The 15,216-nt window shown below is 67.3% G+C and carries 15 protein-coding genes; 6 read left to right on the plus strand and 9 right to left on the minus strand.

Annotated features, from left to right (window positions below):
- Nucleotides 1–6 precede the first annotated feature (6 nt).
- Entirely contained in the window at nt 7–918 is a 912-nt protein-coding gene (gene mltG / locus ACEN8G_RS08015; protein ID WP_413414543.1) for an endolytic transglycosylase MltG, read from the plus strand.
- A gap of 235 nt (nt 919–1,153) precedes the next feature.
- A complete protein-coding gene (locus tag ACEN8G_RS08020; protein WP_413414488.1) occupies nt 1,154–2,758 on the plus strand; it encodes a S10 family peptidase in 1,605 nt (534 codons plus the stop codon).
- A 21-nt stretch (nt 2,759–2,779) separates the two neighbouring features.
- Here the strand turns inward: ACEN8G_RS08020 and ACEN8G_RS08025 are convergent, their stop codons facing one another.
- A complete protein-coding gene (locus ACEN8G_RS08025; RefSeq protein WP_413740766.1) occupies nt 2,780–3,247 on the minus strand; it encodes a group III truncated hemoglobin in 468 nt (155 codons plus the stop codon).
- A gap of 131 nt (nt 3,248–3,378) precedes the next feature.
- Here ACEN8G_RS08025 and ACEN8G_RS08030 point away from each other — a divergent pair, with 131 nt between their 5' ends.
- The gene (locus ACEN8G_RS08030; RefSeq protein ID WP_413740795.1) at nt 3,379–3,645 is read left to right on the plus strand and encodes a GIY-YIG nuclease family protein; all 267 of its coding nucleotides are present in this window, start codon (nt 3,379–3,381) and stop codon (nt 3,643–3,645) included.
- Nucleotides 3,646–3,687: 42 nt separating this feature from the next.
- Here ACEN8G_RS08030 and eda read toward each other — a convergent pair whose 3' ends face one another.
- From eda to ACEN8G_RS08070, 8 genes are all read right to left on the minus strand, one after another.
- Entirely contained in the window at nt 3,688–4,278 is a 591-nt protein-coding gene (gene eda / locus ACEN8G_RS08035; protein ID WP_413419352.1) for a bifunctional 4-hydroxy-2-oxoglutarate aldolase/2-dehydro-3-deoxy-phosphogluconate aldolase, read from the minus strand.
- A gap of 14 nt (nt 4,279–4,292) precedes the next feature.
- Nucleotides 4,293–5,261, minus strand: a complete 969-nt coding sequence (glk, locus tag ACEN8G_RS08040; RefSeq protein ID WP_413419349.1) for a glucokinase — start codon at nt 5,259–5,261, stop codon at nt 4,293–4,295.
- 237 nt (nt 5,262–5,498) lie between these two features.
- On the minus strand, nt 5,499–7,319 hold the full coding sequence (gene edd / locus ACEN8G_RS08045) for a phosphogluconate dehydratase (RefSeq protein ID WP_413419059.1): 1,821 nt from the start codon (nt 7,317–7,319) through the stop codon (nt 5,499–5,501).
- A 113-nt stretch (nt 7,320–7,432) separates the two neighbouring features.
- Nucleotides 7,433–8,140 (minus strand): 6-phosphogluconolactonase, encoded by a 708-nt coding sequence (gene pgl, locus ACEN8G_RS08050; protein ID WP_413419057.1) that lies wholly within the window; start codon nt 8,138–8,140, stop codon nt 7,433–7,435.
- A gap of 216 nt (nt 8,141–8,356) precedes the next feature.
- A complete protein-coding gene (gene zwf, locus ACEN8G_RS08055) occupies nt 8,357–9,814 on the minus strand; it encodes a glucose-6-phosphate dehydrogenase (RefSeq protein ID WP_413419055.1) in 1,458 nt (485 codons plus the stop codon).
- Between the two features lie 477 nt (nt 9,815–10,291).
- A complete protein-coding gene (argC, locus tag ACEN8G_RS08060) occupies nt 10,292–11,233 on the minus strand; it encodes an N-acetyl-gamma-glutamyl-phosphate reductase (protein ID WP_413418766.1) in 942 nt (313 codons plus the stop codon).
- Entirely contained in the window at nt 11,230–11,424 is a 195-nt protein-coding gene (locus ACEN8G_RS08065; RefSeq protein ID WP_413418764.1) for a hypothetical protein, read from the minus strand. Before ACEN8G_RS08065 ends, argC begins: the two co-directional genes overlap by 4 nt.
- 118 nt (nt 11,425–11,542) lie before the next feature.
- Complete coding sequence (locus ACEN8G_RS08070) at nt 11,543–11,896, minus strand: MarR family transcriptional regulator (protein WP_307118879.1); 354 nt, start codon at nt 11,894–11,896, stop codon at nt 11,543–11,545.
- 204 nt (nt 11,897–12,100) lie between these two features.
- On the opposite strand from ACEN8G_RS08070, the gene secG reads away from it, so the two are divergent.
- From secG to ACEN8G_RS08085, 3 genes are all read left to right on the plus strand, one after another.
- A complete protein-coding gene (secG, locus tag ACEN8G_RS08075; RefSeq protein WP_413418762.1) occupies nt 12,101–12,493 on the plus strand; it encodes a preprotein translocase subunit SecG in 393 nt (130 codons plus the stop codon).
- A gap of 106 nt (nt 12,494–12,599) precedes the next feature.
- Nucleotides 12,600–14,234 carry a CTP synthase gene (locus ACEN8G_RS08080; RefSeq protein WP_413418760.1) on the plus strand — a complete coding sequence of 545 codons (1,635 nt, stop codon included), beginning with the start codon at nt 12,600–12,602 and terminating at the stop codon, nt 14,232–14,234.
- Between the two features lie 364 nt (nt 14,235–14,598).
- A complete protein-coding gene (locus ACEN8G_RS08085; protein ID WP_413418758.1) occupies nt 14,599–15,162 on the plus strand; it encodes a hypothetical protein in 564 nt (187 codons plus the stop codon).
- Nucleotides 15,163–15,216: the final 54 nt, after the last annotated feature.

The raw sequence follows: 15,216 nt of genomic DNA on the forward strand, positions 1-15,216 counted from the left end.
CTCGGCATGGGCGTGCTCCAGCTCTGGGGCGGGGCGGGGCCTGCCCGGCAGAACATCTCGGTCCTGATTCCCGAAGGCTCCAGCCTGTCGCGTGCCGCCACCGAACTGGAAAAGGCCGGCGCGATCGGCTCGGCCCGCCAGTTCCTGATCCTTGCGAAGGTGCTGGGCAGCAGCGATCCGATCAAGGCGGGCGAATATCGCGTGCCGGCGCGGCTCAGCCAGTCCGACATCCTCAAGATGATGCAGGGCGGCCGCACCCTCCAGCGCTTCGTGACCATCCCCGAGGGCACGCCCTCGATCCTGGTCTATGAGACGCTGATGAAGGCGCCGCAGCTCAGCGGCGAGATCCAGGTCCCGGCCGAAGGCAGCGTGCTGCCCGACAGCTATGCCTATAATCGCGGCGACACTCGCCAGGCGGTGCTCGATCGCATGCAGAAGGCGATGGCCAATTATCTCGCCAAGGCCTGGGAGGCCCGCAAGCCGGGCATCGCGGTCAGCAGTCCGACCGATGCGCTGAACCTCGCCGCGATCGTCGAGAAGGAGACGGGCAAGCCCGAGGAACGCAAGATGGTCGCCGCGGTCTATTCGAACCGTCTGCGCCAGAACATGCCGCTCCAGGCCGATCCGACCTTCATCTACCCGATCACCAGGGGCAAGCCGCTCGGCCGCCGTCCGCTCTACTCCGAGGTGCACGCCAAGAACGCGTACAACACCTATGAGAAGACCGGCCTGCCGATCGGCCCGATCACCAATCCGGGCCGCGCCAGCATCGACGCGGTGCTCGATCCGGCGAGTGCCACGGCGCTGTACTTCGTCGCCGACGGCACTGGCGGCCATGTGTTCGCCGACACGCTCGAGCAGCACAATGCCAACGTGCAGAAATGGTACGCCATCCGCCGGGCGCGCGGCGAGATGTGAGCTGTTTTCCCTCTCCCGCCTGCGGGAGAGGGAGGGAGCCGACGCAGTCGGCGGAAGGGTGAGGGTGAGGGCGGCCCGCGTGACGCCTGCCTCTCGTTCACACCCTCACCCGGTCTCGCTTTGCTCGACCACTCTCTCCCGCAGGCGGGAGAGGGTTTGGGAACCTAGCTTGCCTCCCCCATCCTCGCATGTAACATTGTTGCGCAATCGCCACGAACCCCGGGGGAATCACTGCATGCGCCGCCTTGTCCTGACCAGCCTTTTGCTCGCCACAGCCGCCCCGGCCTGGGCACAGGACAAGCCCGAGCAGCCGGCGAAGAAGCAGGATTATCGCGAGCAGATGAAGGCGGAGGCCGAGGCGGCCTGGGCGCGTCCTCCGGTGGAGGAAACCAGCGCGGTCAGCCATGGCAATGTGACGGTGGGCGGGCAGGCCATCGCCTACACCGCCACCGCCGGCACGCTCACCATCCGCGATGACGAGGGCAAGCCGACCGCCTCCTATTTCTACACCGCCTATACCCGCGACGGGGCGAAGGGGCCGCGCCCGGTCACCTTCTTCTACAATGGCGGCCCCGGCTCGCCGACGATCTGGCTGCACATGGGCAGCTTCGCGCCGGTGCGCGTGACCACCGCCAATCCCGAATATATCCGCCCCGCGCCCTATGGCTTCGGGCCCAATCCCGATTCGCTGATCGACAAGACCGACATGGTGTTCATCGACGCGATCGGCGCCGGCTGGTCGCGCCCGCTCGGCGACAAGACCGGCAAGGACTTCTGGGGCGTCGACCAGGACGCCGACGGCTTTTCCAGGGCCATCCTGCGCTACACCAGCAAGTTCAACCGCTGGGCCTCGCCCAAATTCCTGTTCGGCGAGAGCTATGGCACGCTGCGCAACCCGGTGGTCGCCGCCAAGCTCGAAGCCGCCGGTCTCAGCCTGAACGGCATGGTCCAGTTCTCGACGATCATGAACTATGGCGTGCGCCAGCCGGGCTACGACCAGAATTACCTCACCCTGTTCCCGACCATGGCGGCGACCGCCTGGTATCACAACCGGCTGCAGAACCGCCCGGCGGACCTACGCGCCTTCCTCGACGAAGTCCGCGGCTTCACCAGCGGCGCCTATGCCGCGGCGCTGGCCAAGGGATCGACGATCTCGCCCGAGGAAAAGGCGGCGGTCGCGAAGAAGATGGCCGAATATACCGGCATCGGCGAAGCCTATATCCTGCGCGCCGACCTACGCCTCACGCTACCGCGCTTCCAGACCGAGCTGCTGCGCGATCGCCGCCTGGCAGTGGGCCGGCTCGATTCGCGCTATCTGCTCAACGTCACCGATGCCAATGCCGACAGCCCCGAGGGCGATCCCGCCTCGACCGCGGTGTCGGGCGCCTTTGTCGCGACGTTCCAGGATTATGCGACCCGCGTGCTCGGCTACAAGACCGACATGCCCTATCGCATGACCGCGCGCGGCCCGGGCTTCGACTGGGACTGGAAGCACCGCGCGCCGGGCGACGGCACGCACCTGGCGCCCGACAGCGCCGTCGATCTCGCCTATACGATGCGCACCAATCCCTATCTGAAGGTGCTGTTCATCAACGGCTATTATGATTTCGCCACGCCGTTCTACGGGGCGGAGTTCGACGTCAATCACATGCTGCTCGACCAGCAGCTCCAGAAGAACATCCGCTTCACTTACTATGACGCGGGGCACATGGTGTATCTGAACCCGGCCACGATGCCCGAGATGCACCGCGACCTCTCGACCTGGTATGACGACGCGCTGCGCGCCGCGGCTTCGAGCAGCCCGCCGGCCCGTCCGGAGGCGAAGGCGGGTAAGAACTGACGCGCCGGTCCGGCGAGGGCTTCAGGCGAAGCCTTCGCCGGGGCCCAGCCCCATCTTCCCATGATGGTGGACCGCGATCCCGTTGAGGAAGCTGTTGGCGATCATCCGGGCGCGCTCATGGACATGCTCGGCGGCGTCGCCACCGCCGATCTCGGCCAGCGTCGCGGCGAACAGGTCGAGCCAGCGCGCGAACATCGGCTTGTCGAGCCCCGGAATGCCGAGATGGATCGGCATCGGCCGCCCGAGATACTCGCCGCTGCTGAACAGCACCGAGCGCCAGAAACGCTTCATCTGGTCGAGATGCGGGCCCCAGTCCTGGATCCGCCCGGCGAACACCGGGCCGAGCACCGGATCGGCCCGAATCCGCCCGTAGAAGCGATCGACCAGCTCCGAGACGAACGCATCGTCGATCCCCATCTCCGCGGCCGCACGCCGCTTCTCGTCGCGCATGGCGAGGGCGTGGGGGGAGGGCGTGCCGGTCTTTTCCATGACGGCGATGTGGGGTGGGTGGCGCGGGATGGGAATGGGACATTCGGTCCCACACTTGCCTATACCGTCATCCCGGCGAAAGCCGGGATCTCAGGCGATGGAAGGACACGGTGGCCGGCTGGACCTACATCATGACCAACAAGCCGCGCGGGATTCCCTATGTCGGTGTCGCCGCCAACCTCGCGCAACGCGTCCAGCAGCACCGCGAAGGTAAAGGCTCAAAATTCTGCGCGAGGTATAATCTCAAGCTTCTCGTTCTCGCCGAGCCGCACGACACGATCGACGATGCGATCCGTCGGGAGAAGATGCTCAAGGAATGGAAGCGCGAGTGGAAGATCGAGTTGATCGAGCGCTCCAATCCCGAATGGCGCGATCTGTTCGACGACATTCGGGAATAGAGCCGCCCGAGATCCCGGCTTTCGCCGGGATGACGGGTTAGTTTACCGCCTCAGCGAAGCCGCCTCGCGCGCCAGCGCCTCGACCTGCTCGTAGCTCGCGCCCTTGGGCGTCACCCACGACCCGCCGACGCACAGGATCGGATCGAACGCCAGCCATTCCGGCGCGGTCGCCGCGGAAATCCCGCCGGTCGGGCAGAACTTGCACTGGTAGAAGGGCGCGGCGAGCGCCTTCAGCGCCTTGAGCCCGCCCGAGGTCTCGGCCGGGAAGAACTTGAAATGGGTCAGGCCGAGGTCGAGCCCGCGCATGATGTCGCCGGCATTGGCGACGCCCGGCAGGTACGGCACGCCGCTGCGGGTGATCGCGTCGCCCAGCCGATCGGTCAGGCCCGGCGAGACGATGAACTCGGCATCGGCCTTCATCACCTGCTCGAACTGCTCGGTGTTGACCACCGTGCCCGCGCCGACGATCGCGCCCTCGACCTTCTTCATCTCGGCGATCGCCTCCAGCGCCGCGCCGGTGCGCAAGGTCACCTCGAGCACGCGCAGGCCGCCCTTCACCAGCGCCTCCGCCAGCGGGCGGGCCGTGGCGGCGTCTTCGATCACGAGCACCGGGATCACCGGCGCGGTCTGCATGATGGCTTCGATATTCAAAGGGCGTGCTCCTGCGCGAATGCCGCGGCGGCGCCGTACAGGCCCGGCTGCGGGTGCGTGATGAGCTTCACCGGAATGGAAGACATCAGGCCCTGGAACCGGCCCTTGGCGACGAACCGCTGGCCGAAGCCCGACTGCAACAGATGGTCCTTGAGTCGCAACCCCAGACCGCCCGCGATGACCACGCCCTTGGGGCCATGGCATAGCGCGAGGTCGCCCGCGACCGCGCCCAGGCTGAGGCAGAAGCGGTCGAGCGCGGCCACTGCCACTTCGTCCTTGCCTTCCAGCGCCAGCGCCCAGATCGCCTTGTCGTCGAGCCGGTGGACCGGCTTGCCCTCGAGCTCGGCCAGCGTCTCGTAGAGCGAGACGATCGCGGGGCCGGCGACCACGCGCTCCTTGGAGACGCGGGTATAGGTCTTGCGCAGCCGCTTCACGAGCGCGTCCTCGATCGGGTCCAGCGGGGCGAAGTCGCTATGGCCGCCCTCGGTGGCGATCACGTCGTATCCGGCGCGGTGGCGGAACACCTGCGCCACGCCCAGGCCGGTGCCGGGGCCGCATACGGTGATCGCGCCCTTTTCCGGAAGCGTCTCGTCCGGGCCGCACAGATGGAGGAAATGCTCCGGGCCCATCTGGGCGACGGCATGGCCGATCGCCTCGAAATCATTGACCACCGTCCAGGTATCGGCGCCCAGCCGGTCGGGGATCAGGGCGGGGCGGATGATCCAGGGATTGTTGGTGAGCTTGATGATCTCGCCGCCCACCGGCGAGGCCACCGCCAGCGCCGCCGCCTTGGGCAGCGGCCGGCCGAGCTCCTCGCCATAAGCCTGCCAGGCGAGCTGCAGGCTGGGATGCTCGGCGACCTTCTGGGTCATCGGCTCGCTGATCGAGACGACGCGGCCCTCCGCTACCTCGGCAACGGCAAAGCGGGCATGCGTGCCCCCGATATCGACCGCGACGACTTCCATTCGGGCTCCTGATCCTCTCGTCCGCCTGGGCCTGTCAACGTTGCCAGACCCGGCCGCGCCCTTCTTCCCATGTGCGGCGCAGAAGTAAAGGGCGACGTCAAAACTCCCCTCCCTTCAAGGGAGGGGCTGGGGGTGGGTGGAGACCGGGCGATACGGGCACCACAGGGGCGCACCCACCATATCGCCAAGCCTCTACCCACCCCTCGATCCCCTCCCTTCCAGGGAGGGGAAGCCAGCTTACAGCCCCGCTTCCGCCAGCATCGCCGACGCGCCCTTCTCGGCTTCGTCGCAATGGTTGCGCAGCATCGCGAACAGCTCGCGGCCGGTGCCGATCGCGGGCGGCGGCGCGGCGACATGCTCGCGCGCCTCCCATTCCGCCGCATCGACCAGCGCGGTCAGCTCGCCGCTCTCGGCGCAGACCCGCAACACATCGCCGTCGCGCAGCTTGGCGATCGGGCCGCCGCCCAGCGCCTCGGGGCTGAGATGGATCGCGCACGGCACCTTGCCGCTCGCGCCCGACATGCGCCCATCGGTGACCAGCGCGACCTTGAAGCCGCGATTCTGCAAGACCCCCAGCGGCGGCGTCAGCTTGTGCAGCTCGGGCATGCCGTTCGCCTTGGGGCCCTGGAAGCGGACCACGACGATCACGTCGCGCTCCAACTCGCCGGCCTTGAACGCCGCCTGCACCTCGGCCTGGTCGGAGAAGACGCGGCACGGCGCCTCGATCGTCCAGCGCTCGCGCTCCACGGCCGAGACCTTGATGCAGGCGCGGCCGAGATTGCCCTTGAGGATACGGAATCCGCCCTCGGGGGAGAAGGGATCGGCGGCGGTGCGCAGGATCGTGTCGTCGCCGCTCGCCGCGCCATGCTCGGTCCAGACCAGCGCGTCGCCGGCCATCTCGGGCTTGCGGCCATAGTCCGCCATGCCGCCCTTGCCGACGGTCAGCGTGTCGCCGTGCATCAGCCCGGCGTTCAGCAGCTCGCGGATCACGAAGCTCGGCCCGCCGGCATCCTCGAAGCCGTTCACGTCCGCCGAACCGTTCGGATAGACGCGCGCCAGCAGCGGCACGATCCGCGAGAGCCGGTCGAAATCGTCCCAGTCGATCGTGATCCCCGCCGCCCGGGCAAAGGCCGGGACGTGGATCAAATGGTTGGTCGAGCCGCCGGTCGCGAGCAGCACGATCGCCGCGTTCACGATCGCCTTCTCGTCCACGACATGGCCGATCGGGCGGTAATCGTCGCCGTTCCAGCCGATCTCGGCCAGCCGGTGCACGGCGGCGCGGGTCAGCTCCTGGCGCAGCTTGGTGCCCGGATTGGCGAAGGCGGCGCCCGGCATGTGCAGGCCCATCGCCTCCATCATCATCTGGTTCGAATTGGCGGTGCCGTAGAAGGTGCAGGTGCCCTTCGAGTGGTACGCCGCGATCTCGGCATCGAGCAGCTCGTCGCGGCCGATCTTGCCCTCGGCATAGAGCTCGCGGATTCGCGCTTTCTCCTTGTTGGCCAGGCCCGAGCGCATCGGGCCGCCGGGGATCAGCACCATCGGCAGATGGCCGAAGCGCAGCGCGCCCATCAGCAGACCGGGCACGATCTTGTCGCAGATGCCGAGCAAAGCTGCGCCCTCGAAGGTGCGGTGCGAGAGCGAGACGGCGGTGGACAGCGCGATCGTGTCGCGGCTGAACAGCGACAGCTCCATGCCCTGATAGCCCTGGGTGACGCCGTCGCACATCGCCGGCACGCCGCCCGCCACCTGCGCGGTGGCGCCGGCCTCGTGCGCCCAGACCTTCATCTGCTCGGGATAGCGGTAATAGACCGCATGGGCCGAGAGCATGTCGTTATAGGCGGTGACGATGCCGATGTTCATCGAATGCCCGGCCTTGAGCTGGTCGCGCTGCTCGTCGGTGCCGGCATAGGCATGGGCGAGGTTGGCGCAGCCGAGCTTGGGCCGGTCGTTCCCCGATTCGCGCTCGGCATCGAGCAATGCGAGATAGGCGCGACGCTTGGCCTTGGAGCGCTCGATCACGCGATCGGTGACGGCGGCGATTTCGGTGTGGAGGGTCATACGCTCATTCCATTTGCACTACCGTTCCCCGGCGACGGCCGGGGCCCAGGGTTTCTCGGCTGAAGCGCTTGTGACCCTGGGCCCCGGCTTGCGCCGGGGAACAGAAGAAAATTCTATGCCGCCCAGTGGATATCCACCGGCAGCTCGACATCGGCGAGCACGCGGCCGACCGGATAGCTCGACGAGGCGCCCTGCTCGATCGCCGCTTCCAGCACGTCCTTCTTGGCCTCGCCGGTGATCGCGATCATCAGCGCACGCGCCGTGATGATCGCCGAACGCGACAGGGTGACGCGGGCGACCGGGGCCTCGGGCGGCAGCGGATCGGGCATCACGCCCAGCGCGCGGCGCTCCTTGGGGCCGTTCAGCGCCTCGTCGAAATCGGGGCCGGGGAAGATCGAGGCGCAGTGGCCGTCGCCACCCACGCCGAGCAGGCAGAGGTCGAGCGGCCAGTGCACGTCCTGCAGCAGCGCGTCGGCCGAGCGGCCGGCCGCCTTGTAGTCCGGCGCCTTGTCGCTCACGAGCGGGATCACCCGCGCACCCTTGGGGATGAAGATCTTGCCGATCGCGGTGACGTTCGACAGCGGATCGCCCAGCGGCACGATGCGGTCGTCGCCCGGGATGATCGTCACGCGCTTCCAGTCGATCTTGGCCTTGGCGAGCTTCTCGTAGATCGGCAGCGGGGTCTTGCCGCCGGCCAGCGCGATCACCGCCGCGCCGCGGGCGTCGATCGCGCTCTCGATGATGAAGCCGATATCGCCGGCGACGGCCGCGGCCATCTCGTCGGCGTCCTCATAGTCCCACCATTCGATTTCGGTCGTCATGTCAGCTCCTTGGGTCTCTCAGGTGGGTATCTAAAAACTATCTCAAAGCGGCATGGGTTTCCAAATTCCTCCCCCAGCTTGCTTGGGGGAGGGGGACCGCCGGCGAAGCCGGTGGTGGAGGGGCCGCCGTCGCAGACGGCGGATTGCATCCGCCGCCCCTCCACCAGCCTGCGGCTGGTCCCCCTCCCCGAGACGAGCTCGGGGAGGAATTTGCAATCATTCATTCCACGTCACCCCGTCGCGCTCGGTCAGCGCGATCGCGGCGCTCGGGCCCCAGCTGCCCGAGGCATAGGGCTTGGGCTTCACCGCGGCCGTCTTCCAGCCTTCGCGGATCGCGTCGATCCAGGCCCATTGCGCCTCCACCTCGTCGCGGCGGACGAACAGCGTCGGATCGCCCTCGATCAGGTCGAGGAACAGCCGCTCATAGGCGATGCGGCGGCGGGTGCCGGCGAACTCGTGCTCGAGGCTCAGGTTCAGCGGCACTTCCTTCAGGCGGATGCCGTCGCGGTCGAGGCCCGGCTCCTTCGCCATCACCAGCAGCTGGATATATTCCTCGGGCTGCAGGCGGATCACCAGCACGTTCGGCTTCAGCGCGCCGCCGCGCTCCTCGAAGATCGAGTGCGGCACCGGCTTGAAGGTGATCACGATCTCGCTGCGGCGCTCTGCCAGCCGCTTGCCGGTGCGCAGATAGAAGGGCACGCCGTGCCAGCGCCAATTGTCGACATGCGCCTTGATCGCGACGAAGGTCTCGGTGTCCGAGCTCTTCTCCAGGTCGGTGTCGTAGGACCGCACGATCTCGCCCTTCACCGCGCCGCCGCCATATTGGCCGGTCACGGTCAGGTTGGGCACGTCGTTGCCTGCGATCGGCCGGAGCGAGCGCAGCACCTTGACCTTCTCGTCGCGGATCGCGGTTCCGTCGAAGCGGGCAGGGGGTTCCATCGCGACCAGCGCGAGCAGCTGGAGCATGTGGTTCTGGACCATGTCGCGCAGCGCGCCGACATCGTCATAATAGCCGGCGCGGCCTTCCAGGCCCACCGTCTCGGAGACGGTGATCTGGACATGCTCGATGCCCTGCGCGTTCCACACCGGCTCGAACAGCGAGTTGCCGAAGCGCAGCGCCAGGATGTTCTGCACCGTCTCCTTGCCGAGATAATGGTCGATCCGGAAGGTGCGGTCCTCGGGGAATGCCTCGGCGACGATGTCGTTCACTTCGCGGCTCGACTTGAGGTCGACGCCCAGCGGCTTCTCCAGCCCGATGCGGACGTTCGACCCGGTCAGCCCGGCCGATTCGAGTCCCTTGATCGTCGGGCCGAACAGCGAGGGCGCGGTCGACAGAAAGATCGCCAGGCCGCCCGAAATGTCGCCGAGCTTCTCGGCCAGCGCGGCGAAGCCCTCGGTCTTCGAGGCATCGAGCCGCTGGTAGAAGACGCGCTCGAGGAAGCTTCCGACAGCGCTGTCATCCTTACGGTCGGCGGGAAGGAAATGATCGAGCGCGTGGCGGGCGAATTCGCGGAACCCCGCATCGTCATAATCGGAGCGCGCGGTGCAGGTGATGGTCAGCCCGTCGGGCAGCAGCCCGTCCGCGTGCAGGCCATAGAGCGAGGGAAGCAGCATCCGCTGGGAAAGGTCGCCGGTGGCGCCGAACAGGAGCAGTTTGCCCGCGGATTGTCGCATGCTTTGCCTCGCTATCTTCGTTTCGGCCTCGCGAGACACCAATGGCGCGCAAAGATCAAGGCCGGGTGGCGGGTTCTAGATAGGGTAACCGGTGGCAGCGGCAAGCGAAGGGGCGGGAGATTGTTCGGGCGACGGAGCGGCGGCGTAGGGAAGAAGGAAGAAGGTGGTTCGCGCAGAGGCGCAGAGGACGCAGAGGGGACGCTAATCGCGTGCTCAGCCCGTTCCCCAAATCGTCATCCCGGCGAAAGCCGGGATCTCAGGCGAAGGCGCGGGGATGGAGCCGCATGAGATCCCGGCTTTCGTCGGGATGACGGCTATGGGGCAGGACGCCCAGGACGTCCCAAGCGCAACCCCTCTGCGTCCTCCGCGCCTCTGCGCGAACAAACTCTTCTTCGTCGCGCCGTTGCGTCGTCGCGCGAACAAAAAAGGCCGGACCCAAGGGCCCGGCCTCCTCAAAACCCGAAACCAAACCGGCTCCTACAGCACCAGCCCCGCGGTCTGGTCGAACCCCGCCATGATGTTGAGGTTCTGCACTGCGGCGCCGGCCGCGCCCTTGCCGAGATTGTCGAGCGTCGCCACCAGCCGCGCCTGGCCGGTCTCGGCATTGCCGAACACCCGCAGCGACAGCCGGTCGGTGCCCGCATCCTCCTCGATGCTCACCGTCGCCACGTCGCCCGGCAGCACGCGGACCAGCGGCGAATCCTTGTAGGCCTCGCGCAGCGCGTTCTCGATCGCCTCGAGCGACGGCCGGCGGGTGAAGGCGTGGAGGGGCAGGGGCACCTCGACCAGCATGCCGCGATAGGCCCGCACCACGGCGGGCTGGAAGATTGGCGGATGCACGATGCGGGCGTGCTTGGTCATCTCGGGCACGTGCTTGTGCGCGAGGCCGAGCCCGTAATTGCGGAACGCCGTCTCGGTATAGCCGGCCGCGGCCTGGTCCTCGAACTCGGCGATCATGCTCTTGCCGCCGCCCGAATAGCCCGAGACCGCGTTGACGCTCAGCGGATGGTCGTGCGGTACCAGCCCGGCGCGAATCAGCGGGCGGACGAGTGCCAGGAACCCGGTAGGATAGCAGCCGGGGTTGGAGACGCGCGTCGCCTCGGCGATCTGCGCCGCCTGGCCGGGCTCGAGCTCGGGAAAGCCATAGGTCCAGCCATCGGCGACGCGATGCGCGGTCGAGGCGTCGATCACGCGGACCTTGGCCGCCTTGATCATGTCGACCGCGTCGCGCGCGGCATCGTCGGGCAGGCACAGGATCACGAAGTCCGCCGAGTTGAGCGCGTCCTCGCGCTTGGCCGGGTCCTTGCGGTCCTTGTCGTCCAGGATGATCTGCTCGATCCCGTCGCGGCCATCCAGCCGCTCGCGAATCTCCAGGCCGGTGGTGCCGACGGCGCCGTCGATGAACACGCGAATCGTCATGCCGCGGGGCGCTCCAGGATCGAGGCGGGGACATAGCCGACCAGCTTCTGGCCAGGGGCGACGCCCCAGGCATGGTCGCCGGCGAGTTCGAGCACTTCGAACGAGTCGCCGCCCGCAAGCTGGGCGAGCGTTTCCGAATCGGGTTTGGAGCCGGCGCGCAGGGGCACGGGCGAGGAGATCATGCGGAGCATAGGCGCCGCATAATGGGGTGCGAACACGCGATCCGCCAGACGTACGTCTGCCAGGTCACGACGAACCGCATCGACCCTGGGATCGATGGGAACCGAACGGCCCTTCAGCGAGAAACGCTTACGCGCTGGCCCTGCGGGCGACTGGTTCGGCGATGTGCCCCCCAGTGAGGAAATGCCCGAATTCTGCAAGAAACTCTGCCCCTTCCGCGGTCTTGGCGACGAAGATGTTCCGCTTGTCGGTGTCGTCGCGCTGGCGGCGCAGATAGCCGAGCGTGCCCAGTCTGTTCAAGGCACGCGTGACGACGGGCTTCGATACGTTCAAAGCCCGGGCCAGGCCGCGCACGGTATGGGGGCCAGGTTCCAGATAGACGAGCATCAGCAAGGCCATCTGCCGGTTGGTCAGGTCCGGTTCTCCCGATCGCACATAGTCGATCAGCGTGTTCTTCCACGAAGAAAGCGAGCTGTCGGTCATTGCGTTCACGGCATCTACTCTGTTGTTACGCCCCCGATACGCCAGGGCCAAAGCTCATAACGCGCGTGAACCGATCCGGTTTCAGTCCGGCTGCGAAATGTTACAGCTTTGTTGAGCATCTGAGGTGGGTAGTGGCTCCACACGGTTGATTGGAACCGGCGGCTCCCCTATGTGCCGCCTTTCTTCAAGAGGTCCGCGCATTTCATGTTCACCTTCCTGCTCATCGTCCAGGCCTTCATCGCCGCGGGTCTCGTCGGCGTGATTCTCCTGCAGAAGTCGGAGGGCGGCGGCCTCACCTCGAGCGGCAGCCCGTCGGGCCTGATGTCGGCGCGCAGCGCGGCCGACTTCCTGACGCGCACCACCGCGATCCTCGCCTCCGCGTTCATCGCCATGTCGATCCTGCTCGCCTTCCTGGCGGCGAATCGCCACGGCGCGACGATCGACGCCTCGCTGCAGCGCTCGACCCCGGCCGCCGTGCCCCAGGCGCTGCCGACCACCGCCCCTCCGGGCGGCGCGGCGCCCTTCGCGCCGGGCAACGCGACTGCCCCGGCGGCTCCGGCCGCGCAGGGCAACAGCTCGGTCCCGCTGGCCCAGTAAATCCGCCGGTCCCGGCCTGGTCCGGGGCTGTCCACATAAATTTGTGCCCGGTTGCGTGATTCGCACGCTTCCGGCGCGCGTCCATTCACGTTAGGCGTTTTCTCCCATGGCGCGGTATATCTTCATCACCGGCGGCGTGGTCTCCTCGCTGGGCAAGGGTCTCATGGCAGCGAGCCTCGCGGCTCTGCTCCAGGCGCGTGGCTATCGGGTCCGCATCCGCAAGTTCGATCCCTATCTCAACGTCGATCCCGGCACGATGTCGCCCCACCAGCATGGTGAGGTCTACGTCACCGACGATGGCGCCGAGACCGATCTCGACCTGGGCCATTACGAGCGCTTCACCGGCGTCGCCTCGCGCCAGTCGGACAACATCACCTCGGGCCGGATCTACAAGACGATCATCGAGCGCGAGCGCCGCGGCGACTATCTCGGCGCCACCGTCCAGGTGATCCCGCACGTGACCGACGCGATCAAGGCCTTCGCCCAGGCGGACACCGAGGATCTCGACTTCGTGCTGTGCGAGATCGGCGGCACCGTCGGCGACATCGAGTCGCTGCCCTTCGTCGAGGCGATTCGCCAGCTCCGCAACGATCTTGGCCGCGGCAACTCGGTCAGCGTCCACCTGACGCTGGTGCCCTACATCGCCGCCGCCGGCGAGCTGAAGACCAAGCCGACCCAGCACAGCGTGCGCGAGCTCGCCTCGCTCGGCGTCCATGCTGATGTCATCGTCTGCCGCAGCGAGAAGCCGCTGCCGGCGAGCGACCGCGCCAAGATCGCGCTGTTCTGCAACGTGCCCGCCTCGTCGGTCATCCCCGCGCTCGACGCGAAGACCATCTACGGCGTGCCGCTCCAATACCATGCCGAGGGGCTCGACGTCGAAGTGCTCAAGGCCTTCGGGATCGACGTCACCGGCTCGCCCGATCTCACCCGCTGGGAAGAGATCGAGGACCGCGTCCTCAATCCCGAGGGCGAAGTCACGATCGGCGTGGTCGGCAAGTATATGGGCGTGCCCGACGCCTACAAGTCGCTCACCGAGGCGCTCACCCACGGCGGCATCGCCAACCGGGTGAAGGTCAACATCCGCTGGCTCGACGCCGAGCTGTTCGAGCATGGCGACGAGTCCGAGATCACCGCCCAGCTCGAGCCGCTGCACGGCATCCTCGTCCCCGGCGGCTTCGGCGAGCGCGGCAGCGAGGGCAAGATCGCCGGCGTCAAGTTCGCCCGCGAGCGCAACGTGCCGTTCTTCGGCATCTGCCTCGGCATGCAGATGGCGTGCATCGAAGGCGTCCGCGCCGGCGGCATCGCCAATGCCTCGACCACCGAATTCGGCCCGACCGAGGAGCCGGTGGTCGGCATGATCACCGAATGGATGACCAGCGAGGGCCTGCAGAAGCGCGAGGAAGGCGGCGACATGGGCGGCACGATGCGCCTCGGCGCGTACACCGCGAAGCTCGGCGGCAACTCGGTCGTCTCCTCGATCTACGGCGCCGACGAGATCAGCGAGCGCCATCGCCACCGCTACGAGGTCAACACTGCCTACAAGCCGGTGCTCGAGCAGGGCGGCCTGGTCTTCTCGGGCATGTCGCCCGACGGCTCGCTGCCCGAGATCGTCGAGCGGCCGGACCACCCCTGGTTCGTCGGCGTGCAGTTCCACCCGGAACTCAAGTCCAAGCCCTTTGAGCCGCACCCGCTGTTCGCCAGCTTCATCGAAGCGGCGGTGCGGCAGAGCCGGCTGGTCTGAGCTACTTCCAGCGGAAAGCAGAAAGGCCGGGCCCAGCGCCCGGCTTTTTTTGTTCGCGCAGAGGCGCAGAGGACGCAGAGAAGTCTCGCGCAACCAAAGCCGTGATCCGGGCGCCATAGCCCCCACAGCCGTCATCCCGGCGAAAGCCGGGATTTCATGCGGCTCCTTCCCGCGATACGGCCCGAGATCCCGGCTTTCGCCGGGATGACGATTGGCGCGAGCGCCGGCCAGGCGCACGACACCTCTGCGTCCTCCGCGCCTCTGCGCGAACAAATCTCTTCTTCGTCGCGTCGTGGCGTCGTCGCGTGAACCATTTGCACCACCGAACCCCCGCGCGCTAACAGCCGGGCAGGGGGAGCACCGCATGTCGGATTTCGAATTCATCTTTTCGCTGTTCGGCCTGCTGCTCGGCCTTTCGCTCGCCGAGGTCCTTGGCGGGTTGGCGAAGGCGATCGAGGCGCGGCTCCGCCCTGGTTCCGCGATCCGCATCGGCTGGCTGACCCCGCTGCTCGGCGCCTTCGTGATGCTCGACCTGCTGTCCTTCTGGCAGGCCGCCTGGGTGGTGCGCGACGTCGTCCATGTCTCGGGCAAGCTGCTGATGGCGATCACCGTCTTCGCCGCCGCCTATTATCTCGCTGCGCACCTCGTCTTCCCGCGCGATATCGAGGAGCAGCCGGACTTCGACGCGCATTTCTTCCGCGTCCGCCGCGTCGTCATCGGGGTGATGTTCGGCCTGCTGCTCTGCCAGCTCGCCTTCTACGCCAGCATCCCCACGATCGCCCCGCATTTGCTGCGCCCGCTGGCGCTCGGCCTTACCGCGATCCTCGCGCTGCTGATGGCCGCGGCGATGTTCGTCCGCGGCGAGCGCTGGGCGAAGGTGGTGATGCTCGCCCTCGTGGCGCGCTATGTCGTGGTGTATCTGCTGTAGGAATCTTCCACCAACCGTCATCCCGGCGAATGCCGGGATCTCAGGCCGCATCGC

It is taken from the genome of Sphingomonas sp. Sphisp66, assembly GCF_047324325.1.
In the GTDB taxonomy this organism is placed as follows: Bacteria; Pseudomonadota; Alphaproteobacteria; order Sphingomonadales; family Sphingomonadaceae; genus Sphingomonas.

Excerpts from the sequence above, each read along its gene's own strand:
- mltG (WP_413414543.1), top strand. The coding sequence starts at position 7 with ATGGGCGTGCTCCAGCTCTGGGGCGGGGCGGGGCCTGCCCGGCAGAAC.
- ACEN8G_RS08020 (WP_413414488.1), top strand. The coding sequence starts at position 1,154 with ATGCGCCGCCTTGTCCTGACCAGCCTTTTGCTCGCCACAGCCGCCCCG.
- ACEN8G_RS08025 (WP_413740766.1), bottom strand. The coding sequence starts at position 3,247 with ATGGAAAAGACCGGCACGCCCTCCCCCCACGCCCTCGCCATGCGCGAC.
- ACEN8G_RS08030 (WP_413740795.1), top strand. The coding sequence starts at position 3,379 with ATGACCAACAAGCCGCGCGGGATTCCCTATGTCGGTGTCGCCGCCAAC.
- eda (WP_413419352.1), bottom strand. The coding sequence starts at position 4,278 with ATGCAGACCGCGCCGGTGATCCCGGTGCTCGTGATCGAAGACGCCGCC.
- glk (WP_413419349.1), bottom strand. The coding sequence starts at position 5,261 with ATGGAAGTCGTCGCGGTCGATATCGGGGGCACGCATGCCCGCTTTGCC.
- edd (WP_413419059.1), bottom strand. The coding sequence starts at position 7,319 with ATGACCCTCCACACCGAAATCGCCGCCGTCACCGATCGCGTGATCGAG.
- pgl (WP_413419057.1), bottom strand. The coding sequence starts at position 8,140 with ATGACGACCGAAATCGAATGGTGGGACTATGAGGACGCCGACGAGATG.
- zwf (WP_413419055.1), bottom strand. The coding sequence starts at position 9,814 with ATGCGACAATCCGCGGGCAAACTGCTCCTGTTCGGCGCCACCGGCGAC.
- argC (WP_413418766.1), bottom strand. The coding sequence starts at position 11,233 with ATGACGATTCGCGTGTTCATCGACGGCGCCGTCGGCACCACCGGCCTG.
- ACEN8G_RS08065 (WP_413418764.1), bottom strand. The coding sequence starts at position 11,424 with ATGCTCCGCATGATCTCCTCGCCCGTGCCCCTGCGCGCCGGCTCCAAA.
- ACEN8G_RS08070 (WP_307118879.1), bottom strand. The coding sequence starts at position 11,896 with ATGACCGACAGCTCGCTTTCTTCGTGGAAGAACACGCTGATCGACTAT.
- secG (WP_413418762.1), top strand. The coding sequence starts at position 12,101 with ATGTTCACCTTCCTGCTCATCGTCCAGGCCTTCATCGCCGCGGGTCTC.
- ACEN8G_RS08080 (WP_413418760.1), top strand. The coding sequence starts at position 12,600 with ATGGCGCGGTATATCTTCATCACCGGCGGCGTGGTCTCCTCGCTGGGC.
- ACEN8G_RS08085 (WP_413418758.1), top strand. The coding sequence starts at position 14,599 with ATGTCGGATTTCGAATTCATCTTTTCGCTGTTCGGCCTGCTGCTCGGC.